This window comes from Geodermatophilus sp. URMC 62, from assembly GCF_052931475.1.
In genome coordinates, this window is record NZ_JBRFHY010000001.1 from 2,514,502 (window position 1) to 2,527,950 (window position 13,449).

Here is a 13,449-nt window from a genome sequence, read left to right on the forward strand (position 1 = left end):
GCAGCAGAGCCGATGAGCGCGATCCGGCAGACCACCAGCAAGAGCCTGATGCTCTTCTCCGGCCGGGCGTACCCCGAGCTGACCGACGAGATCGCCGGCCACCTGGGCGTCACCCCCACCCCGACGGCGGCCTACGAGTTCGCCAACGGTGAGCTGTTCGTCCGCTTCGAGGAGTCGGTCCGCGGCTCCGACGCCTTCATCGTGCAGAGCCACTCCGCGCCCATCAACACCTGGCTCATGGAGCAGCTGCTCATGGTCGACGCCGCCAAGCGCGCCTCGGCCAAGCGGATCACCGTCGTCGCACCGTTCTTCCCCTACGCCCGGCAGGACAAGAAGCACCGCGGCCGCGAGCCCATCTCCGCCCGCCTGGTCGCCGACATGTTCAAGACCGCCGGGGCCGACCGGCTGATGGTCGTCGACCTGCACACCGCGCAGATCCAGGGCTTCTTCGACGGCCCGGTCGACCACCTCTTCGCCCTCGACCTGCTCGTCGACCACGTCAAGGGCAACTGGGGCGACCGCGAGATCACCGTCGTCTCGCCGGACTCGGGGCGGGTGCGCGTCTCCGAGCGGTGGAGCGACAAGCTCGGCGGCGTCCCGCTGGCCTTCATCCACAAGACCCGCGACCCGATGCGGCCCAACGAGGTGGTCGCCAACCGCGTCGTCGGCGAGGTCGAGGGCCGGGTCTGCATCCTGGTCGACGACATGATCGACACCGGCGGCACGATCGTGAAGGCCGCCGAGACGCTCTTCGACGCCGGCGCCGCCGACGTCATCGTCTGCGCCACCCACGGCGTCCTGTCCGGCGCGGCGGTGGACCGGCTGAAGAACAGCCGGATCAGCGAGGTCATCGTGACCAACACGCTGCCCATCGAGCCGTCCCGCCAGTTCGACAAGCTGACCGTCCTGTCCATCGCCCCGCTGCTGGCCCGGGCGATCAAGGAGGTCTTCGAGGACGGCTCGGTGACCAGCCTCTTCGGCGGCGCCAGCTGACGGTCCGCCGAGTGGGGGCCCGGAGGGTCCCCCGAGGACGGACGGGGACGGCTCCACGCAGCGGGGGGACGGCACCTGGCCGCGGTCACCCGGCCGGAGGCCGGGTAAGATGGCAGAGCCCGGCGAGGGAGCGGCCCGTCCGACTCCGTGATCGACGTGCGTGTGCTCCTGCGAGGTGTGCCGCGCCCGGCCGCCGGCCCGCAGACCGACCCACCTGTTGAGGAGCACACCACCGTGGCCGACTTCCGCCTCGTCGCCGAGCCCCGCACCGAGTTCGGCAAGGGCAGCGCCCGCCGGACCCGCCGCGCCGGCCGCGTCCCCGCCGTCCTGTACGGGCACGGCCAGGACGTCGTCCACCTGTCGCTGCCGGCGCTGGAGTTCGCCGCCGTGCTGCGCAACGGCGGCACCAACGCCCTGATCACCGTCGTCCTCGACGGCGCCGAGCACCTCGCGCTCACCAAGTCGGTGCAGCGCGACCCGCTGACCCGCCAGCACGAGCACGTCGACCTGCTGGCCGTCCGCCGCGGCGAGAAGACGACCGTCGAGGTGCCGCTGGTCGTCGTCGGCGAGCCCGGCGTGGACGCGATCACCAACCACCAGCTCAACACCGTCGCGATCGAGGCCGACGCGACCGCGCTGCCCGACACCATCGAGGTGGACGTCACCGGCCGCACGGCGGGCCAGAACATCACCGCCGCCGACCTGGTGCTGCCCCGCGGTGCCACGCTCGTCACCGACCCCGAGGCGCTGGTCATCGGCTTCCTGGGCGCGCCGACCGCCGAGCAGCTCGACGCCGAGCTGGCCGAGGCCGAGGCCGAGGCCGGCATCGAGCGCGAGGAGTCCGCGCCGGCCGAGAGCGGCACCGGCGAGGGCGACGTCGTCCCCGAGCCGCAGGCGCAGGGCAGCGGCGAGTCGATCGAGTCCACCGAGAACAGCTGAGGTCCCCGCTGACCGAGAGCACGACCCGCAGGGGCGCCGGCACGGCCGGCGCCCCTGCGGCGTCCCCGCCCTCCGAGGGCCCCTTCCTCGTCGTGGGGCTGGGCAACCCCGGCCCCGGCTACGCCGGCAACCGGCACAACGTCGGGGCGATGGTCCTCGACGAGCTCGCCGCCCGTGCCGGCGTGAAGCTCTCACCCGGCAAGGGAGCCCGGGCGCGCGCCCTCGTCGGCGAGACCCGGCTGACCGGCCGCCGCGTCGTCCTCGCCCGGCCGACGACGTACATGAACGAGTCCGGCGGCCCGGTGCGCGGGCTGCTCGACTACCACAAGCTGCCGGTCGCCGACCTCGTCGTCGTCCACGACGAGCTCGACATCCCCTTCGCCGCCGTCCGGCTCAAGCGGGGCGGGGGCGAGGGCGGGCACAACGGCCTGCGCTCGATCAGCCGCTCCACCGGCACCCGCGACTACCTCCGGGTGCGGGTCGGGATCGGCCGCCCGCCGGGCCGCCAGGACCCCGCCGACTTCGTCCTCAAGGACTTCTCCGCGACCGAGCGCAAGGAGCTCGACCTACTGGTCGCCGAGGCCGCCGACGCCGCCGAGGAACTCCTCGCGCAGGGCCTGGAGGCGGCACAGAACGTGGTCCACCCCCGTAGCTGAACGGGTGAGGCGGCCGCCCCCAGGGGGTGAACCGTCACTCTCCGCATTGCCTTCCTCATGACGCTGGGTGAGCGTCTCTCGTGCGTCGGGGGACGTGGCGCCATCGGCGGCACGACAGCACAGCACGTTCGGTGACTGTTCTTCCCCTCCGCACACGGAGAGTCACGCGGTTCGAGGGGGAGACGTGCTGCTGAACCACCACGGCGCCGGACGGGTCGGCGTCACCGCGCCCGCGGGCCCGATCCCGGCGCTGGACGTCCTGACCGGGAGGCCGCGGCCCACCGGCACGACCGCGCCCTCCCGCTGGTCCGCCCGCTACTCCGGGGCCCTGGTCGGGCTCGACGTCACCGCTGCCGCGGCCGTCACCGGCCTGGTCCTGTCGGCCCACCCGTCCCCGCCCTCCGCCGCCGCGCCCCTGGTGTGGACGGCGGGCCTGCTGGTCCTGGCCTGGCCGCTGCTGCTGGCGGGGACCGGCGCCTACGACGAGCGGGTCCACGGCACCGGCAGCGACGAGTACCGCCGGGTCGGCCGGGCCGGTCTGCTGCTGGTGGCGCTGGCGAGCCTGGTCTCCTACGCCGCCCAGCTCGAACTCAGCCGCGCGCTGGTCGTGGTCGCCGTCCCCGCGGTCACCGTCCTCACCCTGGCCGCGCGGTTCGCCGCCCGCTGCCAGCTGCGGCGGCTGCGCGCCCGGGGCCGCTGCCTGCGGCGGGTCGTCCTGGCCGGCCGCGGTGGAGCCGTCGTCGAGCTGGCCATGCGGGTGCGCCGGGACGGCTACGCCGGGCTGGAGGTCGTGGCCGCGTGCGTGACGCCGGAGAGCCGCGAGCTGGTGGCCGGCGCGCTCGGGGTGCCGGTCGGCGGCCTCGACGACGTCGTCGACACCGCCGTGCGGCTCGGCGCCGACACCGTCGCGGTCACCTCGGCGAGCGAGACCGCCGCCGAGTACCTGCGCCGGCTGTCGTGGCAGCTGGAGGGCAGCGGCGTCGAGCTGCTGGTGGCCCCGGGGCTGATCGAGGTGGCCGGACCGCGGCTGCACATCCGCCCGTTCGAGGGGCTGCCCCTGCTGTCGGTCGAGCAGCCGCGGTTCGAGGGGTGGGGCCGGGTGCTCAAGGGCTGCGTCGACCGGGTCGTGGCCGCGCTCGCGCTGCTGCTGCTGTCCCCGCTCCTGCTCGGGCTGGCCCTCGCCGTCCGGCTGGACGACCCGGGGCCGGTCCTGCACCGGCAGGAGCGGGTCGGGGTGAACGGCCGGCGCTTCACGATGCTGAAGTTCCGCAGCATGGTCGTCGACGCCGAGAGCCGGCTGGAGGCGCTGCAGGCGGCCAACGGCGCCGACGGGCTGCTGTTCAAGATGCGCGCCGACCCCCGGGTCACCCGGGTCGGACGGTGGCTGCGCCGGCTGTCCCTCGACGAGCTCCCGCAGCTGGTCAACGTCCTCGGCGGCTCCATGTCGCTGGTGGGCCCGCGCCCGCCGCTGCCCCGCGAGGTCGCGCGGTACGACTCCTCGGTCAGCCGGCGGCTGCTGGTCAAGCCCGGCCTGACCGGGCTGTGGCAGATCTCCGGCCGCAGCGACCTGTCCTGGGAGGAGGCCGTGCGGCTGGACCTCCGGTACGTGGAGAACTGGTCGCTGGCCCTCGACGCGCTGATCCTCGTCAAGACCGTGCGCGCCGTCCTCGGCCGCTCCGGCGCCTACTAGGCCGCCGCTGCCCGCCTCACCCCCCCTCCGGCGGGTGACGCCGACGCGCCCGCCCTCTCCCTAGCGTCGCCAGGACCGCCGGGCGCAGTGCCGACCCGGACCTGATCGGAGGACGGACCCATGAACCGCACGAGCATCGCCATGGTGGGGACCCGCGGTGTCCCGGCACGCTACGGGGGCTTCGAGACGGCGGTCGAGGAGGTGGGGCGCCGGCTCGCCGACCGCGGGCACCGGGTGGTCGTCTACTGCCGCACCACCCCGGGCAGCGGCGCCGAGCGCCCGGCGGAGCACCTCGGCATGGAGCTCGTGCACCTGCCGGCCGCCCGCCGCCGCTCGATCGAGACGCTGAGCCACTCCGCCCTGTCGGTGCGCCACCTGCTGGCCCACCGCACGGACGCCGCGTTCGTCTTCAACGCCGCCAACGCCCCGCTGCTGCCCGCCCTGCGGGCCGCCCGCATCCCGGTGGCCACGCACGTCGACGGGCTGGAGTGGAAGCGCGCCAAGTGGGGCGGTGCCGGACGGCGCTACTACCGCGCCGCCGAGGCGCTCGCCGTCCGCTGGTCCGACGTGCTCATCGCCGACGCCCAGGGCATCGCCGACTACTACCGCGACGCCTTCGCCGCCCCGACGACGCTGCTGACCTACGGCGCGCCGCTCATCGCCCCCGGCGCGCACCGGCTGGCCGAGCTGGGCCTCGAGCCCGGCGGCTACCACCTCGTCGTCGCGCGCTTCGAGCCGGAGAACCACGTCGACGTCGTCGTCGAGGGCTACGCCGCGAGCGACGCCGCCAAGCCGCTGGTGGTGGTCGGCTCGGCGCCCTACGCCGACGAGTACACCCGCCACGTGCACGCCCTGGCCGACCACCGGGTCCGCTTCCTCGGCGGGCTGTGGGACCAGGAGCTGCTCGACCAGCTCTACGCCCACTGCTGCACCTACCTGCACGGCCACTCCGTCGGCGGCACCAACCCCTCGCTGCTGCGCGCCATCGGCGCCGGCGCGGCGGTGACCGCCTTCGACGTCGACTTCAACCGCGAGGTCGTCCGCGACGCCGGCCGCTGGTTCCGCACCCCGCAGGACGTGGCCCGCGAGCTGGCCGCGGCCGAGGCCGACCCGGAGGGGACCCGGCGGGCCGGGGAGCGCGCCCGCGTGCACGCCGCGCGCTACGACTGGGACGCCGTCGCGGACGGCTACGAGGAGCTCGCCCGGCGGCTGGCCGCCCGGGACGTCCCCGCGCGCCGGCCCAGCGGACGGCGCCGGCCCACGGCCGCGGACCTGCCCGTCCCGCCGCTCTCCTCCGCACCGGCGGCGACGCCGGTGCCGGACGGCGCCGGGCCGCTGCCGCCGGTCCCGGCAGTGACCGCGGCCGCGACGCCGGCCGGGACGGCCCGCCCGGCGCCGCGCCGCCGTCGCCCCGAGGCGGAGGGGGTGTCCCGATGAGGCTCCCGGAGCGGTTCGGTTCGTGGCGTGGACGGTCCGGCCGGGGACGGCTGCTGCTGGTCGCTGCCGGGACCGTCCTGGCCGCCGCGCTCCTGGCGCTCGCCGTCGCCGGGGGCGGCGGCACCGGTGGCGCCGGCGGGTCCGCGGCCGCCGCCCCGGTCGCGTCCGGGGCCACCGGCACGCCCGCGCCGACCGAGGTCGTGGAGCCCACCGGCACCGTCCCGCCGCCTCCTCCCACACCCGGGCCCACCGGCCCGACCGAGGCCGCCGAGGAGCTGCCGCCGCGGCTGACGCCGGTCGCGCTCACCGAGGAGGCCGCCGTCGGGAACGGGGTGACGGCCACCGTCGAGGACCTCGAGGCGATCGAGGCCACCGGCCAGGGGCCCGGCCAGGTCTCCGGGCCGGCCGTCCGGGTCACCGTGCGCGTCACCAACGGGTCCGGGACGCCGGTGTCGCTCGACGCCGTCGCCGTCGACCTGTCCTACGGCCCCGACGCCACCCCGGCCTCGCCGCTGGAGGACCCCTCGTCCGCGCCGTTCACCGGCACGGCCGCACCGGGCGCCGACGCCACCGGCGTCTACGTCTTCACCGTCCCCGAGGGGCAGCGCGACGCCCTCACCCTCGCCGTCGGCTACCAGGCCGGCGCGCCCTACCTGGTGTTCACCGGCTCCGCCGACTGACCCCACACCCGCCCGGCCGACGCCCGTCCCTCCTCCCGGAGGGGCGGGCGTCGTCGTGTCCGCACCCCGCCATCGGTGACGCTGCGTGACCCGTGCGGGTGATCCGGGCCCGTCCTCCGCGTGCAGGCACCTGTCCGGGTGATCCCCCTCGGCCTGTTCCCCGTGTCACCGTGACTCTCGGTGAGGGCCGGCCCCGTGTGGGGCCGTCCGGGATCATGGGGGGAACGAACGTGTCTGCACGTGTGCCGCGGTCGACGACGACCGCTCGCCGGGCGGTGGCCGGCCTGCTGGGCCTGCTGCTGGTCGCCGGTGTCCTGGGTCTGGCCGCACCGGCCGCGGCCCGCGCGGACTCCGCGCCGATCAACCCGGCCGACCCGGCGACGCCGGTCACGGTGACCGCCGACGCCCTGCCGACGGTGCAGATCGGCAAGGCCGCCGACGGCAAGGACGGCGTCGCCTGGGCGCAGGTCGTCGTCGGCGACACCGTCTACGTCGCCGGCCGGTTCCTCACCGCCCGCCCCGCGGGCGCGGCCCCGGGCACCCAGGAGGTCCCCCGGCGCAACCTGCTGGCCTACGACGTCCGCACCGGCCAGCTGGTGACGTCGTTCGCGCCGGACCTCAACGGCCAGGCGCTGGCGATCGCCGCCTCGCCCGACGGCACGCGCGTCTACGTCGGCGGCGACTTCACCGTCGCCAACGGGCAGCCGCGCAACCGGGTGGCCGCCTACGACACGCGGACCGGCGCCCTGGTGCCCGACTGGCGGCCCAGCGTGAGCGGCCAGGTGCGCGCGATCGCCGCCTCGGCCGGCGCCGTCTACCTCGGCGGGACGATCACCGCCGTCGGCTCGGCCAGCCGCAGCCGGCTGGCCGCCGTGTCCTCCGCGAACGGCGCCCTGCTGCCCTGGGCCCCGGTGCCCGGCGTCGGCCCGACGGACCGCAACGTGCTCCCCGTCTGGGAGAACGAGCAGACCCTCACGCCCAAGCGCGACGCCCAGGGCAACACGATCCTGAACACCGCGGTGAACTCCCAGACGAGCAACGTCGTCCAGGCACTCGTCCTCGCCGGGGGCCACGTCGTCGCCGCGGGCCGCTTCGACAGCCTCAACGGGGTCAAGGCCACCGGCATCGGCGCGCTCGACCCGGTGAGCGGCGCCACCCGACCCTTCGAGGTCAACCAGCTGATCACCAACCAGGGCGTCAACTCCGCGGTGTGGAGCCTGTCCACCGACGGCCGGGCGGTGTACGGCACCGCCTACGACTACTACGGGCCGGGGAACCTGGAGAGCGCCTTCGCCGCCGAGGCGACCGGCGGCCGGCTGCTGTGGGCCAGCACCTGCCGGGGCGACACCTACGCCAGCTTCCCGCTCGGCGGTGCGCTCTACACGGCCTCGCACCTCCACGCCTGCGGCAACATCGGCGCCCACGCCGACTACGACCCGAGGCAGTTCCGCTACGCCGCGGCGTTCGGCACCACCGCCACCGGCACCAACGGCCCCTACGTCTGGAACAACGCCAACTTCGTCCGCAAGCCGGCGCCCCCGCTGCTCAGCTGGTGGCCGATCTTCGCCTCCGGCACCGCCACGGGGCAGTACCAGGCCGCGTGGTCGATCAGCGGCAACGACCGCTACGTCGTCTACGCCGGGGAGTTCCCGCGGGTCAACGGCACCGAGCAGCAGGGCCTGGTCCGCTTCGCCCTGCCGGGCACGGCCCCCGGCCGGATGGCGCCCAGCGGCGGTGGGCTCACGCCCACCGTCACCTCGCCGGCCCCGGGCACCGCGCGGGTCGTCTGGCAGGAGAGCCTGGACCCGGACAACGAGGTGCTGATCTACCGCGTGTACCGGGACAACGGCACCACCCCGGTGTACGAGACCAGCACCTCGCAGACCTGGTGGGACCGCGAGCTCCTGTCGTTCACCGACCGCGGCCTGACCGCGGGCTCGCACACCTACCGCGTCGCCGTCACCGACCCGCAGGGCAACCGCAACACCGGGCCGTGGACGCCGGTCACCGTGGCCGCGGGCAGCACGGCCGCCCGGTCCTACGTCGAGACGGTGCGGGCCGACGGCGCGGAGTCGCTGTGGTCCCTCGGCGAGCGCAGTGGCGCGTCGCTGGACCAGGCCGGCGGCTACGACCTCGCCGTCGGCGCGGGGGTGGCCCGCGGCCAGGCCGGTGCGCTGGCCGGGGACCCGGACACGGCGGCGCAGCTGAGCGGGACCAGCTCGGGCCTGGCCGCGACCACGACCCAGGTGCAGGCGCCGCAGACCTTCTCCCTCGAGGCCTGGGTCAACACCCGGACGACGTCCGGCGGCATCGTCGCGGAGTTCGGCAACCGCACCAGCGGTATCGCCCCCTCCCACGACCGGCTCGTGTACTTCGACCGCGCGGGCCGGCTGAACTTCGGCGTCTGGCAGAACGCCAAGGCGGTCGTGACCAGCCCGCGGGCCTACAACGACGGCGGCTGGCACCACGTGGTCGCGACCTTCCGCGCCGGCTCGATGGTGCTGTACGTGGACGGCGCCCAGGTCGCCGCCCGCTCCGACGTGGTCGTCGCCCAGCCCACCCTGGGCTGGTGGCGGATCGGCGGCGGGTACAGCTGGGAGGTCGAGGCGGAGTCCTGGTACAGCGGCCGGGTCGACGAGGTCGCGGTGTACCCGTCGGCGCTCGGCGCGGCGCAGGTGGCCAACCACTTCGCCGCCGGCACCACCGGGCGGCCCGCCAACGCCATCCCGACCGCCGCGTTCACCTCCACGGTGAGCGGGTCGGCGGTCACCGTCGACGGCGCCGGCTCCACCGACGCCGACGGCCGCATCACCTCCTGGGCGTGGACCTTCGGTGACGGCGCCACGGGCACCGGGGCGCAGGCCGGCCACACCTATGCGGCCCCCGGCACCTACCCGGTGACACTGACGGTGACCGACGACGGTGGCGCCACGGCGGCCCGCACGGCCACCGTGACCATCGCCGCGCCACCGCCGAACCAGCCGCCGACCGCGTCGTTCACGGCCGGCACCGCCGAGCGGACGGCGTCGTTCGACGCCTCCGCGTCGCGGGACGCCGACGGCACGGTCACCGCCCACCGGTGGGACTTCGGTGACGGGACCTCCGGCACCGGCGTGCGGGCCGGACACGACTACCGCGCCGACGGCGACTACACCGTGCGCCTGACCGTCACCGACGACGACGGCGCGACCGCGACTGCCACGCAGCGGGTCACCGTCCGCGCGGGCGTCCTGGCCGGTGACACCTTCGACCGGGAGGTGAGCGGCGGCCTGGGCACCGCGACCACGGGCGGCGCCTGGACGTCGTCGGCCGGCGCGACCCGGCAGTCGGTGACCGGGGGCAACGCCGTCCTGGCCACCACCGCGGGCACCAACACCGGCGCGTTCCTCGGGTCGGTCGCGGCGCCCGGCGCCGACGTGCGCACCACCGTCTCGCTCCCGGTCGTGCCCACCGGCTCCGGCGCCACGGTGTACGTCGTCGGGCGTCGGGTCGCGGCCGGCCAGGAGTACTCCGCCCGGCTGCGGTTCCCGGCCGACGGCAGCGCCCGCCTCGCCGTCGTCCGGCTCACCGGCGGCGCCGAGACCGTCGTCGGGTCCGAGGTGCCCGTCCCCGGCTACGCCACCGGGACGCCGCTGGCGGTCCGCCTGGTCGTCGACGGCAGCGGCACCACGACGCTGCGGGCCTCGGCCTGGCCGGCGGCCTCGGCCGAGCCGGCCACCCCGCTGGTCGAGCGGACCGACGCGACCGCCTCGCTGCAGGCGGCGGGCTCGGTGGGCCTGCTGGGCTACCTCGGGGCGAGCGCGACCGCCCCGGTGGCCGTCCGGTTCGCCGAATTCACGGCCGTCCCGGTCGGCGCCCCCGTCCCCGGCGGCGGCCCCGTGCCCAACGCGGCTCCGGTGGCGCGGGCGGACGCCACCGCCACGGGCCTGTCGGTGGCGCTCGACGGCAGCGGCTCCACCGACGCCGACGGCACGGTGGCGGCGTGGGCGTGGGAGCTCGGGGACGGCGCCACGGCCGCAGGGGCGCGGGTGACCCACGCCTACGCGTCGCCGGGCACGTACACCGTGCGCCTGACCGTCACCGACGACGACGGCGCGACGGCCACCACCGCGCGGAGCGTCGAGGTCACCGCGCCGGCCGGCGACCCGGCTCCGCAGCCCTTCGCGCAGGACGCCTTCGCCCGCGAGGTGACCGGTGGCCTGGGGACCGCCGACGTCGGCGGCGCGTGGACCGCGGCGACGGGGGCCACCCGGCAGTCGGTGTCCGCGGGGACGGCGACCCTCGGCCTCACCGTGGGCACCAACACCGGCTCCTACCTGGGCAGCGTCGCGCAGACCCGGGCCGACGTCCGCACCACGGTGACCGTGGGGGCGGCGCCGACCGGCGGCGGCGCCACCGTGTACGTCGTCGGGCGTCGCCTGGCGGCCGACCAGGAGTACCGGGCCCGGCTCCGGTACCTGGCCGACGGCACGGTCCGGCTCGCCTTCAGCCGCCTCTCGGGCTCGGCCACCGAGGTGCTGCTCGGCGCCGAGGTGGTCGTCCCCGGGGTGTCCTCCACGCCCGGCACCCCGGTCGCCGTGCGGCTCGTCGTCGACGGCACCGGGACGACGGCGCTGTCGGCCACGGTGTGGGCCGCGGGGCAGCCCGAGCCGGCGCAGCCCACGCTGACGCGGACGGACACCACCGTCTCGCTGCAGGCGGCCGGCGCGGTGGGCCTGTCGGGGTACCTGTCGGCCAGTGCGACCGCGCCGGTGCCGGTCCGGGTGACGTCCTTCTCGGCCCGCCCGGTCGCCTCCGTCCCGGCCTGACCCGCCGGGCCGACGCCCGGTCCCGGATCCCCGGGACCGGGCGTCGGCGCCGTCCTGACGTCCGTGGGAGGAGGCTGCCGCGGCCCGGGGAGGCGCCGGCGTCCGCGGGGTGCGCTCCCTCCCCGCCCGGTGACGAGGGCCTGGCCCCTCCGGGTGAGAGGCCACGCGGTCGGCGACACGGCGGGCCCGCCCCCTGCGATCCTGCCCACGAGGAACGAGTCCGCGTACGCCGCGCGGCACCCCGGCCGACCCGGTCGCAGCACACGGAGGCACCCCGTTGAACCGTTCGAGCGTCCTCCCCGGCCCGCGCCTGCGCGACCCCGGGGGGAAGGGGCTGCACGGAACGCTGCGGCGGTTGTCCGCCGCCCAGAAGGGCGCGGCCGGCGCGCCGGCGTACTCCCGGTTCGTCAACCGCAGGCTCGGCCGGCTGCTCGCGGCGCTGGCGTTCCACGCGGGTCTGACGCCCAACGCCGTCACCGCACTGAGCGCCGTCGCCACCGGTACCGGGATCGCCCTGGTGGCCCTCGTCCCGCCGTCGGTGCCGATGGGGCTGGTGGTCGCGGCCTGCCTCGTCCTGGGCTACGCGCTCGACGCCGCCGACGGCCAGCTGGCCCGGCTGCGCGGCGGCGGCTCACCGGCGGGGGAGTGGCTCGACCACATGGTGGACGCGGCCAAGGCCTCCAGCCTCCACCTGGCCGTCCTCATCGGGCTCCACCAGCACACCGACGTCGACCCGGTCGTCCTGCTCGTGCCGCTGGGCTACTGCGTCGTCGACGCGGTCACCTACTTCGGCACCATGCTCAACGAGGCGCTGCGCGCCCAGCACGGTGTCGCCACCCGCGCCCAGCCGACCGCCGAGCGGGTCGGCACCGGCCGTTCCCTGCTCACGCTGCCGACCGACTACGGGCTGCTGGCCTGCGTCTTCGTGCTCTACGGGTGGACCGGGGGGTTCGTGCCGGTCTACACGGTCCTGTTCCTGGCCGCCGCCGGCTTCCTCGCCCTCGCCTCGGTCAAGTGGTTCCGGGAGATGGGGCGGCTGCCCCGGTGACCCGCCCACGGCTGCTGGTGGCCCACCCCGGCGCGGAGCTCTACGGCGCCGACCGGATGCTGCTCGAGGCCGCGACCGCCCTGGCCACGGACTTCGAGGTCACCGTCGTCCTCCCCGGACCGGGCCCGCTGGTCGCCGAGCTGCGCGCCCGCGGGCTCCCGGTGGAGCTGTGCCCGATGCCGGTCCTGCGCAACTCCGCGCTGCGCCCCCGGGGCCTGCTGCGGCTGCTGGCCGACGCCGTCCGTGGCGCCCCGCCGGCGCTGCGGCTGCTGCGCCGGCACCCCGCGGGCGTCTACGTCAGCACGCTCACCCTGCCGTCCTGGCCGCTGCTGGCGCGGCTGGCCGGGCGGCGCTCGGTCACGCACGTGCACGAGGCGGAACGGTCGGCGCCACGCCTGCTGCGGCGCGGGATGGCGCTGTGCCCCGTGCTGTCCGACCGGGTGGTGGCCAACAGCTGGTTCACCCTGGAGACCCTCGCCGAGGTCGCACCGCGGGTGGGCCGGCGCGGCAGGGTGGTGCACAACGTCGTGCGCGGTCCGGCGCTGGTCCCGCCCCCGCGCCCGGTGCTGGAGGGCCCGCTGCGGCTGCTCTACGTCGGCCGGCTGTCACCGCGCAAGGGCCCGCAGGTCGCCCTCGCCGCGCTGCAGGACCTGCGGCGGCGCGGCGTCGACGCCCGCCTCGCCGTGGTCGGCTCGGTGTTCCCCGGCTACGAGTGGTTCGAGGCCGAGCTGCGCACGGGCGCGGCCGACGCCGGGTTGGCCGACCGGGTGGAGTTCCTCGGCTTCTCCGCCGACGTGTGGCCCCACCTGGCCGCGGCCGACGTGGTGCTGGTGCCGTCGGTGGGGGACGAGTCCTTCGGCAACACGGCGGTGGAGGCCGTGCTGGCCGCCCGGCCGGTGGTGGTCAGCGCGCACAGCGGGCTGCAGGAGGCGGTGGCCGGCTACGCCGGCGTCCAGGCGGTCCCTCCCGGCCGGCCCACGGCGTGGGCCGACGCCGTCACCCGGGTGACGGCCGACTGGGCGGGTGCCCGCGCCGCCGCCCTGGCCGACGCCGAGACCGCGCGCCGCCGGCACGCGCCGGAGCGGTACACCGCCGAGCTGCGCGCGGCGGTCGCCCCGTCCGGTGCGGGCCCGGTGCCGGCAGCGGTGACCGGCGTGCCGGCCGTCGCGCCCGGGGCCCGTCCCTTCGGGTGAGGGGA

At 76.4% G+C, this 13,449-nt stretch carries 9 protein-coding genes; all 9 read left to right on the forward strand.

What is annotated here, in order from left to right; all coding sequences use genetic code 11:
- Window positions 1–12 precede the first annotated feature (12 nt).
- The 9 genes from ACU616_RS12125 (at window position 13) to ACU616_RS12165 (ending at window position 13,444) form a co-directional block, all read left to right on the forward strand.
- Complete coding sequence (locus ACU616_RS12125; RefSeq protein ID WP_446758712.1) at window positions 13–993, forward strand: ribose-phosphate diphosphokinase; 981 nt, start codon at window positions 13–15, stop codon at window positions 991–993.
- A gap of 234 nt (window positions 994–1,227) precedes the next feature.
- Window positions 1,228–1,932, forward strand: a complete 705-nt coding sequence (locus ACU616_RS12130; protein WP_446758713.1) for a 50S ribosomal protein L25/general stress protein Ctc — start codon at window positions 1,228–1,230, stop codon at window positions 1,930–1,932.
- A 92-nt stretch (window positions 1,933–2,024) separates the two neighbouring features.
- A complete protein-coding gene (gene pth, locus ACU616_RS12135; protein WP_446758714.1) occupies window positions 2,025–2,588 on the forward strand; it encodes an aminoacyl-tRNA hydrolase in 564 nt (187 codons plus the stop codon).
- A 184-nt stretch (window positions 2,589–2,772) separates the two neighbouring features.
- On the forward strand, window positions 2,773–4,278 hold the full coding sequence (locus ACU616_RS12140) for a sugar transferase (RefSeq protein ID WP_446758715.1): 1,506 nt from the start codon (window positions 2,773–2,775) through the stop codon (window positions 4,276–4,278).
- A 120-nt stretch (window positions 4,279–4,398) separates the two neighbouring features.
- The gene (locus tag ACU616_RS12145; RefSeq protein ID WP_446758716.1) at window positions 4,399–5,715 is read left to right on the forward strand and encodes a DUF1972 domain-containing protein; all 1,317 of its coding nucleotides are present in this window, start codon (window positions 4,399–4,401) and stop codon (window positions 5,713–5,715) included.
- Complete coding sequence (locus ACU616_RS12150; protein WP_446758717.1) at window positions 5,712–6,395, forward strand: hypothetical protein; 684 nt, start codon at window positions 5,712–5,714, stop codon at window positions 6,393–6,395. The genes ACU616_RS12145 and ACU616_RS12150 overlap by 4 nt, the downstream gene beginning before the upstream one ends.
- 230 nt (window positions 6,396–6,625) lie before the next feature.
- A complete protein-coding gene (locus tag ACU616_RS12155; protein ID WP_446758718.1) occupies window positions 6,626–11,203 on the forward strand; it encodes a PKD domain-containing protein in 4,578 nt (1,525 codons plus the stop codon).
- Window positions 11,204–11,480: 277 nt separating this feature from the next.
- Window positions 11,481–12,251 carry a CDP-alcohol phosphatidyltransferase family protein gene (locus tag ACU616_RS12160; protein ID WP_446758719.1) on the forward strand — a complete coding sequence of 257 codons (771 nt, stop codon included), beginning with the start codon at window positions 11,481–11,483 and terminating at the stop codon, window positions 12,249–12,251.
- Window positions 12,248–13,444: a glycosyltransferase gene (locus ACU616_RS12165; protein WP_446758720.1), complete on the forward strand. Its 1,197-nt coding sequence runs from the start codon at window positions 12,248–12,250 to the stop codon at window positions 13,442–13,444. Before ACU616_RS12160 ends, ACU616_RS12165 begins: the two co-directional genes overlap by 4 nt.
- Window positions 13,445–13,449: the final 5 nt, after the last annotated feature.